This is a genomic window from Kribbella yunnanensis (assembly GCF_039529655.1).
Lineage (GTDB): Bacteria > Actinomycetota > Actinomycetes > Propionibacteriales > Kribbellaceae > Kribbella > Kribbella yunnanensis.
Map to the genome: position 1 here is coordinate 170,402 of NZ_BAAANF010000017.1, position 19,418 is coordinate 189,819.

The window sequence follows — 19,418 nt, forward strand, 5'->3', positions numbered from 1 at the left end:
GACTCGTCGGTCTCGGCACAGTCCGCGCTGTCCTCGGTGGGCGTTTCGCGTGGCTTGCCGAGCGGGCCCGTCCGGGCCGGCGTGGTCGGCGAGTGTGAGCAGTAGGCGGTCGAGTGTGACCGCCGTGTCGCTGTCCATCGTTTACCGGCGGCATTCTCCTCACACTCGAGGCAGGGCCGCCTGTGTGATGCGTCGAGCGAAGCCACCGTGGCGGCGGATGATTCCGTGAGCAGACGGCGGACCGCCAGCACTCACCAACTCTGCGTGGTCTGCTTGATTCACGCTCAGCACACCCTGCCCGCACAGCTCACGAACGGGTTGGTGAGTGGCACAGATCCGCCGCAGCCCCGGTGGGTGGGTGTGGCGCTCGGCTGACAACGTCCGAAAACACGCTGACCACATGCTGCGCGTCTTCGGATGTAGTGACAGCCCGCACGACGGCTCGCTGTGCTCGACCGGCCCTCGGACATCAGCGCCCAACGACTATGCGCCGGAACCGGTTGAGGGGTGGTCGCCGGGCGGGGATGTAACTGACGGCCAGCCGACGTGGCGGTCGTACTTCGCCGATGGACGCCGGCCACGGGCGGTCGGTTGCGGGCGGTAGCCCGCAGGTTCTGGGCGGTAGCCCGGGTGGGGAGGAAGGGCGGGCGGGCGCGCGCCTAGCAGGCGCGACGGAGGAGTGACTGCGTAGCACGCGGGGATGGTCTTTCCTTGCGGATCTGACAACGAACGACAAAAAACCTATGACCAGGTCTTAACAATTCTTCGCTGACTACATAGTGTGCTGGCTGAACTACACCTGGAGACATGCGTTCCCGCCCGAACGGAGTCCCTTGATGGTTGAGCGTGCCCAAAAGTCGCGGTTGTCCCGTCGGTCGGTGCTGGTTGCGCCTGCTGCGGTTGCCGGGGGAGCGGTGTTGACCGGGGTGGCTATGGCCCCCGACAGTGCGGCTGCGGTTCGGCAGATCACTTTGTACGCCGAGCCGTTGCCAGGCGGGTTTTTCGGCTACGGGCTGGCGCCTGGTGAGGCGACTGTTCCGGGGCCGCTGTTGGAGATCTACGAGGGGGAGACTCTCGAGATCGAGTTGGTCAACAACACTGACCAGCGGTTGTCGATCCACCCGCATGGTGTCGACTACGACGTGAACTCCGACGGGAGCCCGCTGAACGCTTCGTTCAACGCGCCCGGCGAGACGCGCACGTACGTGTGGCGCACCCGCAAGCAGGTTGACATCGGCAGCGGCCGGTTCATGCCGGGCAGCGCGGGCTACTGGCATTACCACGATCACGCGATGGGCAACGATCACGGCACCGTCGGGATCCAGAAGGGCCTGTACGGCGGGTTGATCGTCCGCCGGCGCGGTGATCTGATCCCGGATCGGCAGTTCACGGTGGTGTTCAACGAGATGCTGATCAACAACAAGAAGGCGCCGGACACCCCGATGTTCGAGGCTCGGCAGGGGGAGCGGGTCGAGTTCGTCTGCATCGGGCACGGGAACCTGCCGCACACGTTCCATCTGCATGCGCATCGCTGGGCCGACACTCGCACCGGCATGCTCACCGGCGCTAACGACCCGAGCCCGGTGATCGACAACAAGAACCTCGACCCGGGCAGTTCGTTCGGCTTCCAGGTGCTTGCCGGCGAAGGCGTCGGGCCGGGCGTGTGGATGTACCACTGCCACGTGCAGATGCACTCCGACCAGGGGATGGTCGGCCTGTTCCTGGTCCGCAACCCCGATGGCGGGATGCCGGCCGGCGCGCAGGCGGCGATCGACCGCTTCCACCAGCATCACGTGGCCGCGACGCAGTCCGACCACTCCAATCATCACGGCTGAGGGGGAACGATGAGGCGACGTACGACGGCCGTCCTGGTCACCGCAGCACTGGCGTTCGGTACCCAACTAGCACAACCCGGCAGTACGCCGTCAGTCGCGCAGGCGGCTCCCGTCACCGCGACTGCCGCCACCGATGTCGCGGTGAACGTGCTGGTGTTCCGTGGTGAACCAGAGAACCAGCTGGATCCGGTCGAGCGGGCGACCGACGCGGTTGCCGGCCTAGGGCAGGCCAACGGGATGACCGTGCATGTCAGCTCGGATCCGGCCGTGTTCACCCCAGCGAAGCTGGCGACGTACCGCGCGGTCGTGTTCTTGTCGGCACAGGGCATCGCACTCAGCCGGGAGCAGGAGACCGCGCTGCAGAACTACATCAAGGCCGGCAACGGCTACCTCGGCATCGCTGATGCGTCGAAGTTCCAGCCGGACTCCGAGTGGTTCACCGGCCTGATCGGCGCGCGCCCGGTCGGCGCCCTGCTGCCGCCACCGCGGCCAGTGTCGGCGGTGACGGCCAGCGCGGAGAACCCTCCGAACGAGACCAAGGAGAAGCTGACCGACGGCAATCCGAACACCAAGTGGCTGGCCCGCGCGACAACCGGCTGGGTCGCGATGCAGTTGGCCGAGCCGGCTGCGGTGACCAGGTACTCGCTCACCTCCGCGAACGACTTCACCGGCCGGGATCCCAAGAACTGGACTCTGCAGGGCTCGAACGACGGCAGCACCTGGGTCGACGTGGACACCCGCAGCAACGAGGTCTTCGCCGAACGGCTCCAGCGGCGCGTGTTCACGGTCGCGAACACGACGGCGTACGGGCACTATCGGCTGAACATCACCGCGAACAGTGGTGAGCCGCTGCTGCAACTCGCCGACCTGCTCTTCTACACAGGTGACTCGACGCCGCCACCGGAGCCGACTCCGCAGCGCGCGGTAGTCAACCTGCTGGACCGACAGCACCCGGCGAACGCCGGCCTGCCGCTGAACCTGACCCGCACCGACAAGTGGCGCAACTGGGCGACCAACCCGATCGGCACCGTGCACACCGTCGCCCAGGTCGAGGAGCGGCACTACGACCCGGGCCCCGGCGCCAACGGCCCGTTCCATCCGATCTCCTGGTGCCGCGACTACGGCGGCGGCCGATCCTTCTACACCGGCATGGGCGGTACCGACGGCAGCTACGGCGAGTCCGCGTTCCGCAAGCACCTGCTCGGCGCGCTGAAGTGGACGACGGGAATGGTTCGCGCCGACTGCCAGGCGACGATCGCCGCCAACTACACGATCGAGCGGCTGACCCCGCCGAACCAGGCCGGCCAGCTCGACCAGATCGGTGAGCCGCACGGGATGACGATCGCGCCGACCGGCAAGATCTTCTACGTCGGCAAGGCGGCCTGCCCGACCGGCCCGGTGGTCGAGTGGGAGAACCCGAACGTCGGTCTCGGCTGCGGCACCATCCATCAGTGGGATCCTGTGACCAACAAGGCGAAACTGCTGACCACGCTGCCGGTGATGGGCAATCGCGGTTCCGGTGACGAGCTGATCAAGAACGAGGAGGGCCTGCTCGGCATCGTGCTGGACCCGAAGTTCGCCGAGAACGGCTGGTTCTACGTCTACTGGATGCCGCATGACACCGTCGACCGCGTCCGGCACACCGGCAAGCGGACGGTCTCGCGGCTGACGTACAACGCCACCAGCCAGACCATTGACCAGGCGACTCGCAAGGATCTGCTGCAGTGGGAGGTCCAGCAACACAGCTGCTGCCACGCCGGTGGCGGGATGGCGTTCGACTCCAAGGGCAACCTGTACGTCGGTTCTGGCGACAGCAACTCCTCTGGCGGCTCGAAGGGTTATTCCGGCAACAACTGGATCGAGGAGTTCGGCGGGTTGTCGTTCCAGGACGCCCGGCGTACTTCCGGCAACACCAACGACCTCAACGGGAAGATCATCCGGATCCATCCGGAGGCGGACGGCACCTACACGATCCCGACCGGCAACCTGTTCGCCCCCGGTACGGCGAAGACGCGCCCGGAGATCTACGTGATGGGCGTGCGGAACATCTCCCGGCTCGCGATCGATCCGGAAACCGACTGGTTGACCGCCGCCTGGGTCGGGCCGGACGCCGGTTCGCCGGACCCGGAGCTCGGGCCGGCGAAGTACGAGACCGCGACGATCATCACCGAGGCCGGTAACCACGGCTGGCCTTACTGCATGGGCAATCGGCAACCGTATCGCAATCGGAGCAACACCGACGCGTCGGTGCTGACCGGTTGGTACGACTGCGACAACCCGCTGAACACCTCGCCGCGAAACACCGGGCTGGTCGAGTTGCCGCCGGTGAAGGACAACATGATCTGGTACTCGCCGGGCGGTGGCGGCCCGGTGTTCCCGAAGCGCGCGGGGAGCTCGATCCCGACGTACAACGAAGCGGACGCGGTCTACACCCAGCCGTACTTCCGAGGCGGTGGTGGGCAGGCCGTGATGTCCGGGCCGACGTACCACTACGACCGGGTGAACACCAAGAGCGGTGTGGCCTGGCCGAAGTACTGGGACGACAAGTGGTTCATCGGCGACGAGTCGACCCCGACCCGGCGGAACGCGGTGACGGTCGACCCGGCCGGCGTACCGACGGCGCAGCCGCCTGCGTTCGGTGAGACGTTCGAGCGCATCGTGCCTGGGGGCAACGGGGCCAACCAGGTGCAGAGCTGGATGGACGCCCGGTTCGGTCCGGACGGTGCGCTCTATGTGCTCGACTACGGCGGCGGATTCTTCACGCTGCACCCGAATCAGAAGCTGGTGAAGGTCAGCTACAAGGGCGGCCCGCCGACGCCGCTGCCGAAGGCGTCCGCAGTCGCGGTGCAGAACAAGCCGCTGACCTATGCGTTCAACGGCACCAAGGCCGGCGGGGTCTCGTACGCATGGACGTTCGGCGACGGCGAGACCTCGACCGAGGCCAACCCGCGACACACGTATCTGGCTCCCGGCCTGCAGACCGCCAAGGTCACCATCACGTACGCCGACGGGACCACCGCGGTCGCGACGGTCGCGGTCAACGCCGGTTGTGTGATGGCGGACCAGGGCGCTCAGGTGACGATCGGAGACTCCGCCACGACGGTGCCGAACCGCAACGCGGGCGGCGGCTGCAAGGCGGACGACCTGATCGACGACGAGATCACCTGGGCCACCCATGCGCTGTTCGTCACGCACGTCCAGCAGGCCACTCGGCAGTTGCGGCAGCGCGGCATCATCACCGTCGCCGAACGGGACAGCCTGATCGCCGTCGCTCGCGCGTCGGACATCGGCAAGCCGGGGGTGACCGGCTACGAGCCACTGTTCGACGGTACGAGCGAGTCGTTCTACGACTGGGCGCAAGCGCCTTCGGGTGAGTTCACCGTCCAGCCGGACGGGTCGCTGAAACCGTCCGGCGGGCTCGGCATGCTCTGGTTCGCCAAGAAGCCGTACGGCGACTTCTCGTTGAAACTGCAGTTCCGCGATATCGCGCCGGACGCGGTTCGCGCGAACAGCGGCGTCTTCGTCCGATTCCCGGATCCACGCACACCGCTCGAGCAACGGCCGCTCGGCAGTTGCGGAACCGTCGGCTCGGCCCGCACTTCACAAGCCTGGGTGGCGATCTACTGCGGCCACGAGATCCAGCTGTACGACGGTGATTCGGGCGAACCGCAGAAGACCGGGTCGATCTACAACTTCGACCCGAACGGACTGGACGCGGCCCGGCCGACCCCGAAGGCGCAGTGGAACGAGTACGAGGTCAAGGTCGTCGGGCAGCACTACACGATCATCCGCAACGGCGTGGTGATCAACGAGTTCGAGAACGCGCCGGGACTGCAGTCGTCGCGAGCGGGCGATCCGCCGACCGACCTGCGGCAATTCGTCGAGGGCTACATCGGGCTGCAGAACCACGGCAACAGCGACCTGATGGAGTTCCGCAACATCCGGATCCGGAGTTTGTGATGAGACGCCTACTCGCCGGGCTCACCGCCGTACTGGTGATGCTGGTGCCCCAGTCGATGCCTGCACTGGGGTCGGAGCCGGATGCTGCTGCTCAGGTGCTGAGCTGGACTGCGGGCAACAGCACCGCCGCCTACACCACAGCGCCGACGCAGGCAGTCGCCGGCCCGACCACGATCGTGTTCGAGAACAGCGAGGCCACCGGCAACGACACCGACATGTCGCACACGCTGACGTTCGACCGGTCGACGCCGGGCTACAACCACGACGTCGACGTGAACATCCTCGCGTACCCGGACGACGGGAGTAATGGCAAGCATTCGGTCGACGTGACCCTCACGCCGGGAAAGTACCGGTACTTCTGCGCCATCCCGGGGCACCCCCTGATGGTCGGCGAGTTCATCGTCACCGACGACGGCGAGGACACCACTCCGCCGACCGTCACCGCCGCGGTCACCGGGCCGCAGAACTCGGACGGTCACTACCTCGGTCAGGCCACCGTCACGGTGACCGCCGCGGACGCCCAGTCCGGAGTGGCGTCAGTGGAATACGAGCTGGACGACACCGGATTCAAGCCGTACACCGCGCCCGTGGTGGTCAGCGCGATCGGCGATCACACGGTGCAGTACCGGGCCACCGACCACGACGGCAATGTGTCGCCGACCGGGTCGAAGGGATTCCGGGTGGTCGAGCGGCCGGAGGACACCACCGCGCCGACGGTCACCGCCGCGGTCACCGGCGAAAAAGATGCTGACGGCAACTACCTCGACACCGCGCGGGTGACGGTGGCTGCGACCGACGCCGAATCCGGTGTGAAGACCGTCGAGTACCAGCTCGACGGTGGCGCGTGGACGGCGTACACGGCGCCGGTGGACGTGAACACCCCGGGAATGCATATGCTGCATTACCGGGCCACAGATCACGCTGGCAACGTCTCGCCCGAGGGGATGGCGCACTTCACGGTGGTCGAGCAGGACGCCGTACCGCCGGTTGTGACTGCAGCTGTGTCCGGCACTCAGGATGCCAACGGCAACTATGTCGGCAAGGCGTCGGTGACTGTGACTGCTACTGATGCCGGGTCCGGGGTGGCCTCGGTGGAATATCAGCTCGACGGTGGCGCCTGGACGGCGTACACGGTCCCGGTTGAGGTGGCCACGAATGGCGCGCACACGGTGGCCTATCGGGCGACCGATGCCGCCGGCAACGTCTCGCCGGTGGGCACCAAGACGTTCACCGTCGTACCGTCCGATGGCGACCGCACGCCGCCGACGGTGTCGGGCTGGCTGACCGGGAACCAGAACGCCCGCTGGGAGTTCGTCGACCGGGCCACCTTGAACGCAACTGCTACCGACGCCGGCGGCATCCGGTCGATCGAGTACGCCCTGGACGGCGGCGCCTGGACGGCGTACACCGCACCGGTGCCGATCACCGCGCTGGGCGCACACACCGTCAAGGTCCGCGCCACCGACAACGCCGGCAACGTCTCACCCGAACTGTCCGGCGCCTTCACCATCGTGAAATCCACCTCGAAACAACTCAACACTTCTCGCCGTGATCAATGGCTGGTCCAGGCCCAGTCGGTGAGGGCCGAGCGCATCAGCAGCGCTGCGGGTGACAGGCGGCTGCCGGCGCCCCAGTAGAGAGTCGTCGTACGACGGCAGTCCGGGTGGTCGACGGGGATCCACACGCCGGGCGCGCGAATTGCCGTCCGGCGGGCGAGTCCGGGAACGAGTCCGATGCCGAGGCTGGCGCTGATGAGTTCGGCGATGGCGCTCGCCTCGTTGGTTTCGCAGACGATCCTCGGGGTGAGCCCGCTGCCGGCGAAGAGCCGATCGAGGAGCAGACGTAGCCAGTGTCCCTTGCTCGCGGTGATGAACTGTTCGTCGGCGAGCTCGTCGACAGCAACCGAGGAGCGGTCCGCCAAGTGATGGCCGAGCGGCATCCCGACCCCGACTGCTTCCTCGAACAACCGAGCCGTCTCCAGCCCGTCCCAGCGGAGCGGCTGTGAGGCAACGCAGAGGTCGAGGTCCTGAGACCGCAACTGGCGAGCCATGTCCTCGGCCGACAACTGATGGAGTTCGACCTCGACTGCTGGATGGGTCCGCTTGAACGCGGCCAGCGGTGCGGTCAGGGTGAGCAGGGTTTCCGAGGCCAGCCGCACAGTGCCGAAGCCTTCGCCGGCCGCGTCGGCGACAGCTCGACGGCCCGCGTCGAGCTCACCGAGACTGCGTTCGACGTAGTCGCGGAAAAGTCTGCCGGAGTCATTCAGTTGCAGCCGGCCGGCCCGGTCGAACAGTGGGGTGCCGAGCTCGCTCTCCAGTCGGCCGATCGTGCGGCTCAGCGACGGCTGGGCGACGCGGAGTTCGTCGGCGGCCCGGCTGAGATGCTCCAGCCGCGCCACGACGAGGAACTGCCGAAGCGTGTTCAGATCCACTATGCCTCCCCGGACATAACACTATAGCGATATTAGTCTTCGACAAGATAACGCACTGATCATAGCGTCGAGCTCATGATTCAGTGGGTGTTCAGGGCCGTGGTCACCGTGCACGTGGTGGCGATCTTCGGTCAGCCGGTGTTCGCCGGCGTTTATCTGAGCGGTGACTACGACGGCCTGCGCTGGCACTCGCTCGGCGCCGACACCGTCACGTTCATCGGCTATCTGCAATTGATCGTCGCGATCGTGGTCTGGGTCCGGCTGCGTCGGGCGTGGCCCTTCATCGGCACTGCCGCCCTGGTCGCGGCCGAGACGATCCAGTACTTCGCCGGTCTGGATGGCGCCTTGTGGTTGCACCTCCCGCTGGGCGTGCTGACGATCGCCGCGCTCGTCGTACTGTTCGTCGCCGTCTGGCGTCAGCCGCTGCGGAAGGCGCAGATCGATGCGTGAGCAACTGAGCCGCCGTCGCGTGCTGGCCATTGGCGGATCACTCGGCTTGCTGGGTGCGACCGGTTTGGCGACCTCGGCCGCGCTGTCTCGTCGCCCGGCGATGACAGGTGCCGTACTGCGAAGTGCGTTGCCTCTTCCGCCGGCGTTCCAGGTGCCGTTGCCGATTCCCGCGGTACTGAAGCCGGTGAGCACTGGGCGTTACGAGATCACTCAGCGCGAGGCCGTTCTCGAAGTGCTGCCTGGTTTTAAGACACCGATGTGGACGTACGACGGCACCTTTCCCGGGCCGACGATCGAGTCGCGACGCGGTCGGCCGATCACGGTGACGCATCGCAACGAACTGCCCGTGCCGACGGTCGTCCACTTGCACGGCGGCCGCAGTACGCCGGAATCCGACGGCTATCCGACCGACCTCGTCGTACCGGAGAACTGGGGCGCGATGCACCACGGCGGTGGGCACGGCGGTGAACATAGCGGGATGCAGGATCCGCGAGCGGTGGTGACGACGCTGACCAGGGACTACACGTTCCCGACCGACCAGCGCGCCGCCCTGCTCTGGTACCACGATCACCGGATGGACTTCACGGCTCCAGCCATCTGGCGTGGACTCGCCGGCCTGCATATCGTCCGCGACGATCTCGAAGACTCACTCGACCTGCCGTCCGGGCCGCGCGAGCTCCCGCTGTTGATCGCGGACCGCTCGTTCACCGCCGACGGAAGCCTCGACTACCCGTCTCTGGATCCAACTCTCCGTACGACGCCAGGTGTCCGCGAGCCTTATCTCGCCGGGGTTCTCGGTGACGTGATCCTGGTCAACGGCTCTCCGTGGCCGGTGCATGAGGTCGATGCTGCCCGGTACAGATTGCGCATCCTGAATGCCTCGAACGCCCGGCACTACGAGCTCGAGGCCGTCACCGACGACGGACGACGGCTCGACCTCGTGCAGGTAGGTGCGGACCAGGGGCTACTCGCGGCACCTGTCACCCACCAGCACCTTCCGATCGCACCGGCCGAACGCTATGACGTGATCCTCGACTTCGCGAGCGTGGAAGTCGGCGGCCGCGTCAGAATCCTCAACCGGCTGGGCGATGGGCGTACTCGCGATGTGATGGCGTTCCGCGTTGCCCGCACGGCCAAGGATGACAGCCGGGTCCCGGCCGTGCTTGCGAATGATCTGCCCACGTGGCAGCGATCGGACGCGATCAGGGTGCGCGACTTCTCGCTCCGTGCCGGTCAAATGAACGGCGGTCATGGTTGGGTGATCGGCGGGCGATCGTTCGATCCTGCTCGATCAGATGTGACCGTGCGACTCGGCGACGTCGAGGTATGGCGACTGATCGCCGACGTGCATCACCCGGTGCACCTGCATCTCGTCGGTTTCCAGGTGCTGTCGCGCGGCGGTGGTTCGCCGCTTCCGCACGACGCGGGTCTCAAGGACACCGTCTCGTTGCGGCCCGGTGAGTCGGCCGAAATCATCACCCGCTTCGACGGCTATCGCGGCCGCTACCTGTTCCACTGCCACAACGCGGAGCACGAGGACATGGGCATGATGGCCAACCTCGAAATCGTCTGACCGGGCCTAGGGGCAGAGGTGGCTGATGGACTTGATCGAGTTGCGGTCGGCGGTGGTGATGGGGAGCGACCACTTGTGGGCGACCTGCAGGTAGCGCAGCGCGTAGGTGCAGCGGTAGTCGCGGTTGATCGGAAACCACTCACCGGGACCGGAGTCGCCCTTCGATGCGTTGGCCGGCCCGTCGACGGCGATCAGGTTCATGGCCTCGTCGTTGGCGAAGTCGACACGACGTTGCTTCGGCCAGCTGGCGGCACCCATGTCCCAGGCGCGCGACAGTGGGTAGACGTGGTCGATCTGAATCTCGGCGGCCTTCGCCTTGCGGAATTCGAGGCGCCTCCCGGTGTACGGGTCGGAGACCAACGTGCCGGCGATCACGACACAACGGGACTTGCCGCGGTACGTCGGCTTTTGGAGTTGTGCGGCGAGTACGTCGTTGCGCGTGTCACAGCCGTTGTGACCGCCGAGCCCGGCGTGATCATCCGACCAAGCCTTGCCGAACTGATCACGCCGATACCCGGCGACCTCGGGCCGCTCCCCGAGCACCCGCACCTGAGGCAGCGCGGCCGCGATCGCCTTCCGCGTCCCCGGCGAACCACTCGAGGTCGGCGCCGGCTTCGACGTACTGGTCGTCGAGCCCGGATCGGCCCCGGCCAAGGTGCAGCCGGCGAGTACTGCGGGGATCAGGCATACGACGGCAAGCAGGCGGCGAGACACCGGCCGGACAGTACCCGCTCACACCGCTTGTGCATCCGAGGATCGCCGAGTAGCTAGTAGGCGAAGCGCGAGGGTGGGGTCGGTACGTCGTCCAGGCGGGGGTCGAAGCGGTCTACGTAGGTGACTTCGGCGGGGATGTCGATGCTCGCTGTCGAGGTCCAGCCGCGGGTGAGGGTTGGGAAGTCCGGCACGTCCGGGTGGTAGTGCGGCTTTCCGGTGCCGAGAGCGTCGACGGCCATCGGCGAGCTGACCGCCTGGTAGCGGAAGTCGGCGGACAGCCGCAGCTGCTTGGTCTTGTTGGGCATTGCGCCGTGCACGGTCAGGCTGCTGAACAGCAGCACGTCACCGGGCCGGTACGACGTGGTGCGCCACTCGGGATGATTCTCATCGGCCTCGGCCCGCATCATGCCCGGTCCGTCGGACACCTTCACCGGTAGTACGCCGAGTCGCGGCGAACCCGCGAATACCCGGAGCCCACCGATCTCCGGGGGAGCGGCGCTCAATGGCAACCAGGTGGTCAACGTGTCGATGCAACCCTGGATGAACCGGTAGTCCTGGTGGATCGGCGTCGGATTGGCTCCCGGCGACGGCGGCGCGATCCGGCAGATGTGCGCCGGATGAGCGAAGGCTGGCTCCCCGAGCAACCGCTCGGCCAGCGCCAGCAACTCCGGCCGCACCGCCAACGCGTGGAACGCCTCCGTGCTCTGGATCGCGGTGTAGGCGCCGAAGAATCCCGCCGACCCCTCCTCCACCGCACGACCCGAAGCGAGTAGTTCGTCGTGTGCGGACCCAGGAGCCAGCCAGTGACTGTCGGCGAGGATGCGGGCGATCTGTCCACGGACGTCATCGATCACCGCCGCCGGCAATAGGCCGCGAAAGAACAGATACCCGTCACCGGCCAGGCGCTCACGCAGTACCGAAGAATCATCGGCGACGGGAGTCGAGTCGAGCAGCTCTTTCATTTCTTGTTCCCGATCTTGTCCAGGGTGGTGGCGATGCCGGCCACGTCGGTCTTGTCCAGGTAGATGTCGTTCATCGCTTTGTTGATCTCGGCAACCTTCGCGGTCCAGCCTTCGGCGATCGGCATGTTCACCGTGCTCCCGGCGGCGGAGTCGAGGAACGGCTGCACGTCGATACCCTTCTGCTTCCAGTACGCCGCGTAGCCCGCGCCCGCGTCGTTGAGCGCGGGGATGACGTATCCCGCGTCGCCCATCAGCTTCTGCGCCTTCGCCGAACCGAGGAACGCGATCAGCTTCCCGGCCTCCTCGGGGTGCTTGGTCCTGGCGAACATCACCTCGGCCAGCCCGTTGATCACCACCGTGCGTCCGGACGGTCCGGCCGGCAGTGCGGCGACGCCGATCGGGAACTTCACCTCGGGTAACGCGAACGGCAGCAGCGCGTTGTTGGCCGGGAACATCGCCACCTCGCCGCGGTAGAACATCTCGGTGGCCTGCCCGGTCGGTGGGTTGGTCCGGGTGCCGTCGGGGGAGACCCGCCACTTGAAGATCAGGTCGCGGGCCCATTGCAGGGCCTCGACCGACTTCGGTCCGGCGAAGTCGAAGGTGCCGTACGGCTTGTCCATCGCCTTGCCGCCGTTGGACGCGATCCAGTTCAGCCATTGGGTCTGGCTGTGGTTCCAGGAACAGAACCCCCACTGTTTGTCGCCGACGGTCAGCTTGCGGGCGATCTCCAGGAAGTTGCCCGAGCCATCGGGGGCCCAGGTGAGTTGATCGGGCATGGTGATCCCGGCCTTGGCCACCAGCGTCTTGTTGTAGAGCAGGCCGACCACACCAAGGTCCTTCGGCAGACCGAGCTGCTTGTCCTCGAACTTGTACGACTGGACGACGTTCGGGTGGTACGAGTCGAGCTTGAGCCCGGCCTTGGCGATCACGTCGTCGAGTGGTGCGAGCACGCCCTTGCCGGCCAGGTCGGGGAAGTTCTCGACGGTCAGCCAGAAGACGTCGGGTGCCTTGCCGCCGGCCAGTTCGGTGGTGAGCTTGGTCCAGTACTGGTCCCAGGGCAGCACCTCCATCCGCACGGTGATGTCCGGATTCTCGGCGATGAACGCGGCGAAGACCGCTTTGTAGCCGACCTCCTGCTGCTCGTCCCAGAGGCGATAGACGAGCTCGGTCTTGCCGCCGCTGCTTGCCTTGTCGGTGGACGAGCCGCAGGCGGTCAGACCGGCCAGGCCGGCAGCGCCCAGCAGCAGGGTCCGTCGGGACAGGGGATTGGACATGATGCCTCCTACTTGAGCCCGGTGACGGCGACCGAGCGGACGATGAAGCGCTGGAAGAAGATGAACAGCACCAGCAGTGGCGCGAGGGCGATCAGGCTGCCGGCCATGACTGCGTTGTAGTCGACGCCGATCTCGCTCTTGAACAGGGCGATACCGACCGAGAGCAGCCGCTTGTCCTCGCTGCTGGTGATGATGAGCGGCCACAGGAAGCTGTTCCAGTTGGCGACCACGGCCAGCGTGGTGACGGTGACCAGGATCGGTTTGGACAGCGGCAGCACGATCGAGAGCAAGGTCCGCACCCGCCCGGCGCCGTCGATCCGGGCGGCGTCCTCCAGGTCCGCCGGGATGGTGCGAAAGAACTGGCGTAATAGGAAGATCGCGTACGGCGTCCCGAGCATGGTCGGCAATATCAGTCCGGCCCAGGTGTCCACCAGCCCGAGCCGCTGCATCATCAGGTAGAGCGGGATCATCGTCACCACCGGCGGCACCATCAAGGTTGACAGATAGACCCAGAACAGGACGTCTCGGCCCGGGAACGACAAGCGCGCAAAGGCATAGGCAGCCAGTACGGCGAACACCAGCTGCCCGACCGTGATGGCCACGGTGACCGCGACGGTGTTGACCAGATAACCGCCGAACCCCGATGCGAACAGTCGGTCGAAGGCCGCCGTACTCGGTGGCAGGCCCGGCTCCCAAGGCGCCGTACCGAATAATTGCCCGGGGCCCTTGAATGCGGTCAGCAGGGTCAGGTAGTAGGGGAAGATCGCGAAGACGCAGCCGGCCACGAGTACGCCGTACGGCAGGATCCGGTATCTCGACATCGAAACCACCTCAGGAGAAGTCGTACGTCGTACGACGCTCGAAGTAGACGAACTGGGAGATCGTGACGACCAGGATCACCACGAACAGCAGGACGGAGATCGTCGAGGCGTAGCCGAAGTCGAACTTGCGGAACGCCTCGTCGTAGATCAGGTACGTCGCCACCTCGGTGCTGTCGCCGGGGCCGCCTTCGGTCATCACGAAGATCGTGTCGAAGGCCTGGAACGACCCGATCACGTTGGTGATCAGCACGAACAACATGGTTGGCCGGAGCAACGGCAGGGTGACCGCGAAGAAGTGCGCGACCGGTGACGCGCCGTCCAGGGACGATGCCTCCCGCAACGATGCCGGGATGTTCTGCAGCCCGGCCAGGAGGAACAGCATGTTGTAGCCGGCGAACTGCCAGATGTGCACGGCCGCGACGCTCGGCATCGCCAGCAGCGGCGATGACAGCCAGGCCGGGCCGTCGAGTCCGAAGACGCCGAGGAACTGGTTCAGGGCACCTCGGCCGGGGTCGAAGATCCACGTCCAGACCAGGCCCATCGCGACCGGGGTCGCCATCCACGGGATCACCAGGAGCGCGCGGAAGTACTTCATCCCGCGGAGTTTGCGGTTGACGAGTAGCGCCAGCAGTAGCGACAGGACGGTGGTGCCGGGCACGCAGATCAGAACGTAGTACAGCGTGACGAGGAAGGAGTGCCAGACGTCGGTGTCGTTGAGCAGCTCGCGGTAGTTGGCGAGGCCGATGAACTCGGGGGTGGAGAGCAACTTCCAGTCGAAGAGACTGAGCACGATCACGATCAGTACCGGCGCGAGCAGGAAGCCGAGGACGCCGATCATGCTCGGTGCGAGCAACGCGTAGCCGGCCAGCGTCTGCTGCCGGCGCTGCACACGGCGGGCACGCCGGGGTGCGGGCCTAAGCATCGGGATTCCGCAGCGGATGCGGCCGGGGCGAGCTGGGCGTGAGCAGCTCCCGGGTGCGGGCGAGGCCCCACTGGTCGAGGTTGCCGATCGGGTCGCTGGACATCCTCAACCCGGGAGCGTTCTCGATGTGTGCGGCCCACTCCTCACGAGCTTGTACGTCGGGTCGCACGATCAGGCAGTCGGAATCGTTGGCCCACCAGCGGCCGTGCAGGAACTCGCGCGCGATCGAGGTGGAGCGGGCGCCGCGCTGGCCGGGTTGGGAGATGTCGCCGGACGGCGGGTCTACCAGCGGGTCGGTGTCGGGGGAGATCCGCATGCAGTCCACCAGGCCGAGACTGGGCAGGATCGGGGCGCCGCAGCCGTGCAGGATGCGGTTGGGGCCGACCGCTTCGCGGAGGAGACGGAGGCCGTGGCGGTACGCCGCGATGCCGTCGAGCTGCTCATGACGGTCGCCCTCAATGGCACCGGCGTACAGGAAGTCGAGTTTGAAGTGGTCGTAGCCCTGGCGGCACAGTTCGGTGAAGACGTCCTGAAGGTGCCGGGCCGCGCCGGGATGGGTGACATCGAGAACTAGTTGCTCTTGGCCCCAATTGGTACCGGCGGTGATGCCCGGGACCAACCACTCGGGATGCCGGCGGGCGGTCTCGCTCTTGCTTCCGACGAGGAAGGGAGCGACCCAGATACCGGCTCGGCGACCGCCGGAGCGGATGTCGGCGGCCAGCCGGACGGTGGAACCAAAGTCCTCGCGCGGGGTCAGCCAGTCGCCGATCTCCGTTTGGTAGCCCTCGTCGAGGAGCACGAGGTCGACGCTGAGATCCTGCGCGTCGAACTGCCGGACCTCGGCCATCACATCGCGCTCGGTGACCTTGCCCCAGTAGGCGTACCAGCTGCACCACGACGGGCCGAACACCCGTACGGCGTTGTCGACCGACGCCGAGAATCCGTCGGCCCAGTCGGCCAAGGCCTGATTCGCATTCTCGTACTCGCCTGACCTGACCTGCACATCGCCGTCGGCGGACACTGCCACGACGTCTCCCCGCACCTCACAGCGGATCGACGGCACCTGATCGGGTGAGAGTGCGCTGAACACGGTCACTTCGTTGCCGGTTGCAACAGCCAGCAGACCCTCGCCTTGGAAGCCCTGCGCATCGACGCCGGGCCGGTAGGCCATCACGTGGTGATTGGGAGCGGTCGGACGTGGCGGGCGCGCGTCCAGCGGGTACCAGCCGCTGGGGCTCCACGACTGCCAACCGTGTTCGAAGACGCGGGTGCCGGCGTCGTGGGCGAGCTCGGTGACGGGGACGAAACCCACGGGGATCCTCACTTCACTGGGGATACAGAATCTTGCTGCTGTGTGAGTAATCTAGGGATCCGTACGAAGGGCACACCATGACAGAGTCTGCTGACTTCGAGCACGATCTTGCTACTCAGATGCTGATCGAGCTCTACAGCGAGATCCCGCCGCCGAGCAAACTGGTGACCGGTCACTTCCACAGCGGCGGCGACTATCGCGTGGTTCGGCCGGACGGTGTCGGCAGTTGGTACCTGCTCTACACGGCCGGCGGCACCGGTCATTTCCAGATCGGTGGCGACAAGCTGACCCTCCGCCACGGCGACCTCGTTCTGGTCAGCCCCGGCACCGAGCACGACTACGGGACTGTCGGCACCTACTGGGAAACCTGGTGGGCGCACTTCCAGCCGCGCCGCGAGTGGCATGCCTGGTGGTCGTTGCCGCAGGCAATGCCTGGCCTGTCCTACGTCCGGCTGACCCGGCCGTCGGAGACCGACCGCCTGGTGTCCGCCTTCGCGCGCCTGCATCGCGACGCGCAGCGCGCGGGCCTGTCACCCACCGGCGACACCGAGCTGCACCTACTGGAGAAGAACCTCGCCGTCCAGTTGACGATGAACGGCATCGAGGAGGTGTTGCTGGTCGCCACGAGCAGCCTCCGCAGAGACACTCGCCACCTCGACTCACGAGTGCAACTGGTGCTGGACGCGGTCACCTCCGACCCCGCCCGTCCGTACACGCTGACCAGCCTTGCCGGCCTCGCGCAGGTGTCGGTCTCGAGACTCGCCCACCTGTTCAAGGAACAGGTGGGCGACTCGATCATGAACGTCGTGGTCGGGCTTCGGCTCCAGCGTGCCTCCGAGTTGCTCGGCGCGACCGACATGTCCGTCGCGCAGATCGCTCGTGCGGTGGGTTTCGAGTCACCGCACTACTTCAGCCGGCAGTTCGGACAGCGCTTCGGGATGCCGCCGACGACGTACCGGGACAAGGTCAGGAGCCCGGAGTTAGAGCAATATTGAGCTCCGTTGCCGCCGCATAGCCCGCGCCGCCTTCGAGACCGACGAGCCGGACGTAGCGGGCCGTCGTACCGGCCGGGAAGCGGGCGATCTTCGCCTGCAACGTGCCGTCCCAGTTGCCGGTGGCCACTGATTGGTAGTCGTTGCCATTGGCACTCACTTGTACGTCGTACTTGGAGATCCGGCCGTTTGGCGACGCGTCCTGGCGTGGCGTGTAGACGAGTGCGTTGAGCGAACGGGTTTGGCCGAGATCAAGCGTGATGTACTGCGGCAGCGGGGCATGCGGACTCCAGTTGGAGTGCCACATCGTCGTACAACTGCCGTCGAGTGCCGCCGCCGGACTGTTGGTCGCCGATCCCTGGCTGGTCGCCGTGGCCTGAATCTCCTTCTGGGGCAGGAGATTCAGCGGCCCGAACGGTCCGTCCACCGGAGCCGGCGTCCCCGAGATCGCCCTCACCCGGCCGAGTGCGGGCGCCTTGATCGCCTGCCGGATCCGCAAGTGGTTCAGGAACACCTCCTGGCCCATGCGTGGGGCGCGGCTCAGGTCTGTGAACTGCTGGAACCCCGGATACCCGTACTGCGCGCCGTGCAACGGCATCGCCGCGCTGGTCGCCACCCGGTAGGTCTTCCGGAGCTGCAGCCGCTGGCCGCGGATCAGCACCTTCGCCGGATCCACCCGATCACCCACCGGCTTGCCGAGATCGTAGGTGTATCGGACCTGATCGGAGACCGCGAGCGACGACAACCGCGAGCACCCGTACGCCGGCGGAATCCATTGCTGTTCGAGGATCTGCGCCACGACCGATCCCTTGAGCGCCAGCGTGGTGATCGGCGAGATCCCGGCCGCCGGCCAGGCGTCGCCGAAGGAGACCACCCCCGCCTTGAGTCCGGCCGCGATCACATCGATGCCGAGATCGGCCGGCACCAAGGCGAAGTCGGCGCCGCCATCCGCCGGGTGCGCAGCCTCCGAACGGTAGAGATCCGCGACCAGGTTGCCGGTCCGGCTCTCGGCAGTCTTGGAGAAGTCGAGGTCGCGATCGAGCTTGGCCAGCGGCTGCCGCTGCCGGACCGCCCACTTGTCCATCCAGTACTTGACGATCTTCTGGACCGCCGGGTCCGGTACGACGTCCTTCGTGACCGCGTGGTTCGCGGCGGTCGTCGCCGAGCGGATCACCTCGCCGTTCGCGGGATCGAGTGCCAGGTTGACCTCACCGAGCACCCGACCGTGATTGGATGCCTCGAGCACCGGCCGCGGCACGCCGTACGGGTCGGGAACCATGCAGTTGAACGCGGTGTGCCAGTGCCCGCCGAGGATCACGTCGATGTCGGGGGACATCGCCCGGGCGGCGTCGAAGATCGGGCCGACCGGGTTCTTGCAGTCGTTGAACAGTCCGCCCTGCTGGCCGCCCTCGTGCATGCTGACGACGATCGCGTTCACACCCTGCGCCTTGAGCTCGGCCGCGGCCCGGTTCGCCGCGTCGACGAGCCCCTGGAACTCCAGCCCCGACTGCTCGATCGACAACGTCTCGGTCGGCGTACCGGGGAACCCGAGTCCGATGAACCCGACCCGCGCCGTACCGGCCTGTGCGATCCAGTACGGCGGAAGCACCGGCCGCTGCGATTTGGCGGCGACGACGTTGGCCGCGTGGTACGCGTAGTCGGTGCCGTGGAACGCCCGACCCCGGGAGTCGGTGAAGCACGTGTCGAAACCCGGCTTGCCGTAACAGGCCCCCGAAACCATCCGCCGCAGGAACGGCAGCTCCCGGTCGAACTCGTGATTGCCAGCCACGTCGAAATCGAGCCCGAGCTCGTTCAGTACCTCGATCGTCGGCTCGTTCGCGAACCCCTGGGTGTAGTCGGGCCAGCCACTGAACTGGTCGCCGGACCCGATCAGGAAGCTGTTCGGCTTCCCGGCCCGGAGCTTGTCGAGATGCGCCTTCAGGTACGCCGCGCCGCCGACCGGAAGGGTTCCCGCGGGGCCGGCGATGGTCAGGTTCTCGGTCTCGGACAGGTAGCCGTGCAGGTCGGTGAGGCTGAGCACCTGCACCGGGATGGGCGCGGAAACCGCCTGAGTGGGTGCTGTGACAGAGGCGGTCAGCAGGGTGGTCGCCAAGGCGATGACGGCGCTGAGTCTGAACATGGCTGCAACCTAACGACGCAACGAAGACGGCC

14 protein-coding genes are annotated in these 19,418 nt (G+C 66.6%); 6 read left to right on the forward strand and 8 right to left on the reverse strand.

Annotated features, from left to right (window positions below):
• Positions 1-836: 836 nt before the first annotated feature.
• The 3 genes from ABD231_RS24270 to ABD231_RS24280 are packed head-to-tail and all read left to right on the forward strand — an operon-like array spanning position 837 to position 7,432.
• Positions 837-1,835, forward strand: coding sequence for a multicopper oxidase domain-containing protein (locus tag ABD231_RS24270; RefSeq protein WP_344156263.1), 999 nt, complete (start codon positions 837-839; stop codon positions 1,833-1,835).
• A 9-nt stretch (positions 1,836-1,844) separates the two neighbouring features.
• Positions 1,845-5,795, forward strand: a complete 3,951-nt coding sequence (locus ABD231_RS24275) for a ThuA domain-containing protein (RefSeq protein WP_344156266.1) — start codon at positions 1,845-1,847, stop codon at positions 5,793-5,795.
• The gene (locus tag ABD231_RS24280) at positions 5,795-7,432 is read left to right on the forward strand and encodes an OmpL47-type beta-barrel domain-containing protein (protein WP_344156269.1); all 1,638 of its coding nucleotides are present in this window, start codon (positions 5,795-5,797) and stop codon (positions 7,430-7,432) included. The genes ABD231_RS24275 and ABD231_RS24280 overlap by 1 nt, the downstream gene beginning before the upstream one ends.
• Here ABD231_RS24280 and ABD231_RS24285 read toward each other — a convergent pair.
• A complete protein-coding gene (locus tag ABD231_RS24285; protein ID WP_344156271.1) occupies positions 7,348-8,226 on the reverse strand; it encodes a LysR family transcriptional regulator in 879 nt (292 codons plus the stop codon). The genes ABD231_RS24280 and ABD231_RS24285 overlap by 85 nt on opposite strands.
• Before the next feature lie 75 nt (positions 8,227-8,301).
• Here ABD231_RS24285 and ABD231_RS24290 point away from each other — a divergent pair, with 75 nt between their 5' ends.
• A complete protein-coding gene (locus ABD231_RS24290; protein WP_344156274.1) occupies positions 8,302-8,676 on the forward strand; it encodes a hypothetical protein in 375 nt (124 codons plus the stop codon).
• Complete coding sequence (locus ABD231_RS24295; protein ID WP_344156277.1) at positions 8,669-10,249, forward strand: multicopper oxidase family protein; 1,581 nt, start codon at positions 8,669-8,671, stop codon at positions 10,247-10,249. The genes ABD231_RS24290 and ABD231_RS24295 overlap by 8 nt, the downstream gene beginning before the upstream one ends.
• A gap of 6 nt (positions 10,250-10,255) precedes the next feature.
• Here ABD231_RS24295 and ABD231_RS24300 read toward each other — a convergent pair whose 3' ends face one another.
• Genes ABD231_RS24300 through ABD231_RS24325 form a run of 6 tightly spaced genes read right to left on the reverse strand, consistent with a single transcriptional unit; the run spans position 10,256 to position 16,254 of the window.
• Positions 10,256-10,963, reverse strand: coding sequence for an HNH endonuclease family protein (locus ABD231_RS24300; RefSeq protein WP_344156280.1), 708 nt, complete (start codon positions 10,961-10,963; stop codon positions 10,256-10,258).
• Positions 10,964-11,016: 53 nt separating this feature from the next.
• A complete protein-coding gene (locus tag ABD231_RS24305) occupies positions 11,017-11,925 on the reverse strand; it encodes a phytanoyl-CoA dioxygenase family protein (RefSeq protein WP_344156283.1) in 909 nt (302 codons plus the stop codon).
• Positions 11,922-13,199: an ABC transporter substrate-binding protein gene (locus ABD231_RS24310; protein ID WP_344156286.1), complete on the reverse strand. Its 1,278-nt coding sequence runs from the start codon at positions 13,197-13,199 to the stop codon at positions 11,922-11,924. Before ABD231_RS24310 ends, ABD231_RS24305 begins: the two co-directional genes overlap by 4 nt.
• An 8-nt stretch (positions 13,200-13,207) precedes the next feature.
• Positions 13,208-14,020: a carbohydrate ABC transporter permease gene (locus ABD231_RS24315; RefSeq protein WP_344156289.1), complete on the reverse strand. Its 813-nt coding sequence runs from the start codon at positions 14,018-14,020 to the stop codon at positions 13,208-13,210.
• 10 nt (positions 14,021-14,030) lie between these two features.
• Positions 14,031-14,942 (reverse strand): carbohydrate ABC transporter permease, encoded by a 912-nt coding sequence (locus tag ABD231_RS24320; RefSeq protein WP_344156292.1) that lies wholly within the window; start codon positions 14,940-14,942, stop codon positions 14,031-14,033.
• Positions 14,935-16,254, reverse strand: coding sequence for a glycoside hydrolase family 36 protein (locus ABD231_RS24325; protein ID WP_344156295.1), 1,320 nt, complete (start codon positions 16,252-16,254; stop codon positions 14,935-14,937). Before ABD231_RS24325 ends, ABD231_RS24320 begins: the two co-directional genes overlap by 8 nt.
• 77 nt (positions 16,255-16,331) lie before the next feature.
• Between ABD231_RS24325 and ABD231_RS24330 the strand changes: the two genes are divergently transcribed.
• On the forward strand, positions 16,332-17,249 hold the full coding sequence (locus tag ABD231_RS24330; protein WP_344156298.1) for a helix-turn-helix domain-containing protein: 918 nt from the start codon (positions 16,332-16,334) through the stop codon (positions 17,247-17,249).
• On the opposite strand, the gene ABD231_RS24335 is transcribed toward ABD231_RS24330, so the two are convergent.
• The gene (locus ABD231_RS24335) at positions 17,221-19,386 is read right to left on the reverse strand and encodes a discoidin domain-containing protein (protein WP_344156301.1); all 2,166 of its coding nucleotides are present in this window, start codon (positions 19,384-19,386) and stop codon (positions 17,221-17,223) included. The genes ABD231_RS24330 and ABD231_RS24335 overlap by 29 nt on opposite strands.
• Positions 19,387-19,418 lie beyond the last annotated feature (32 nt).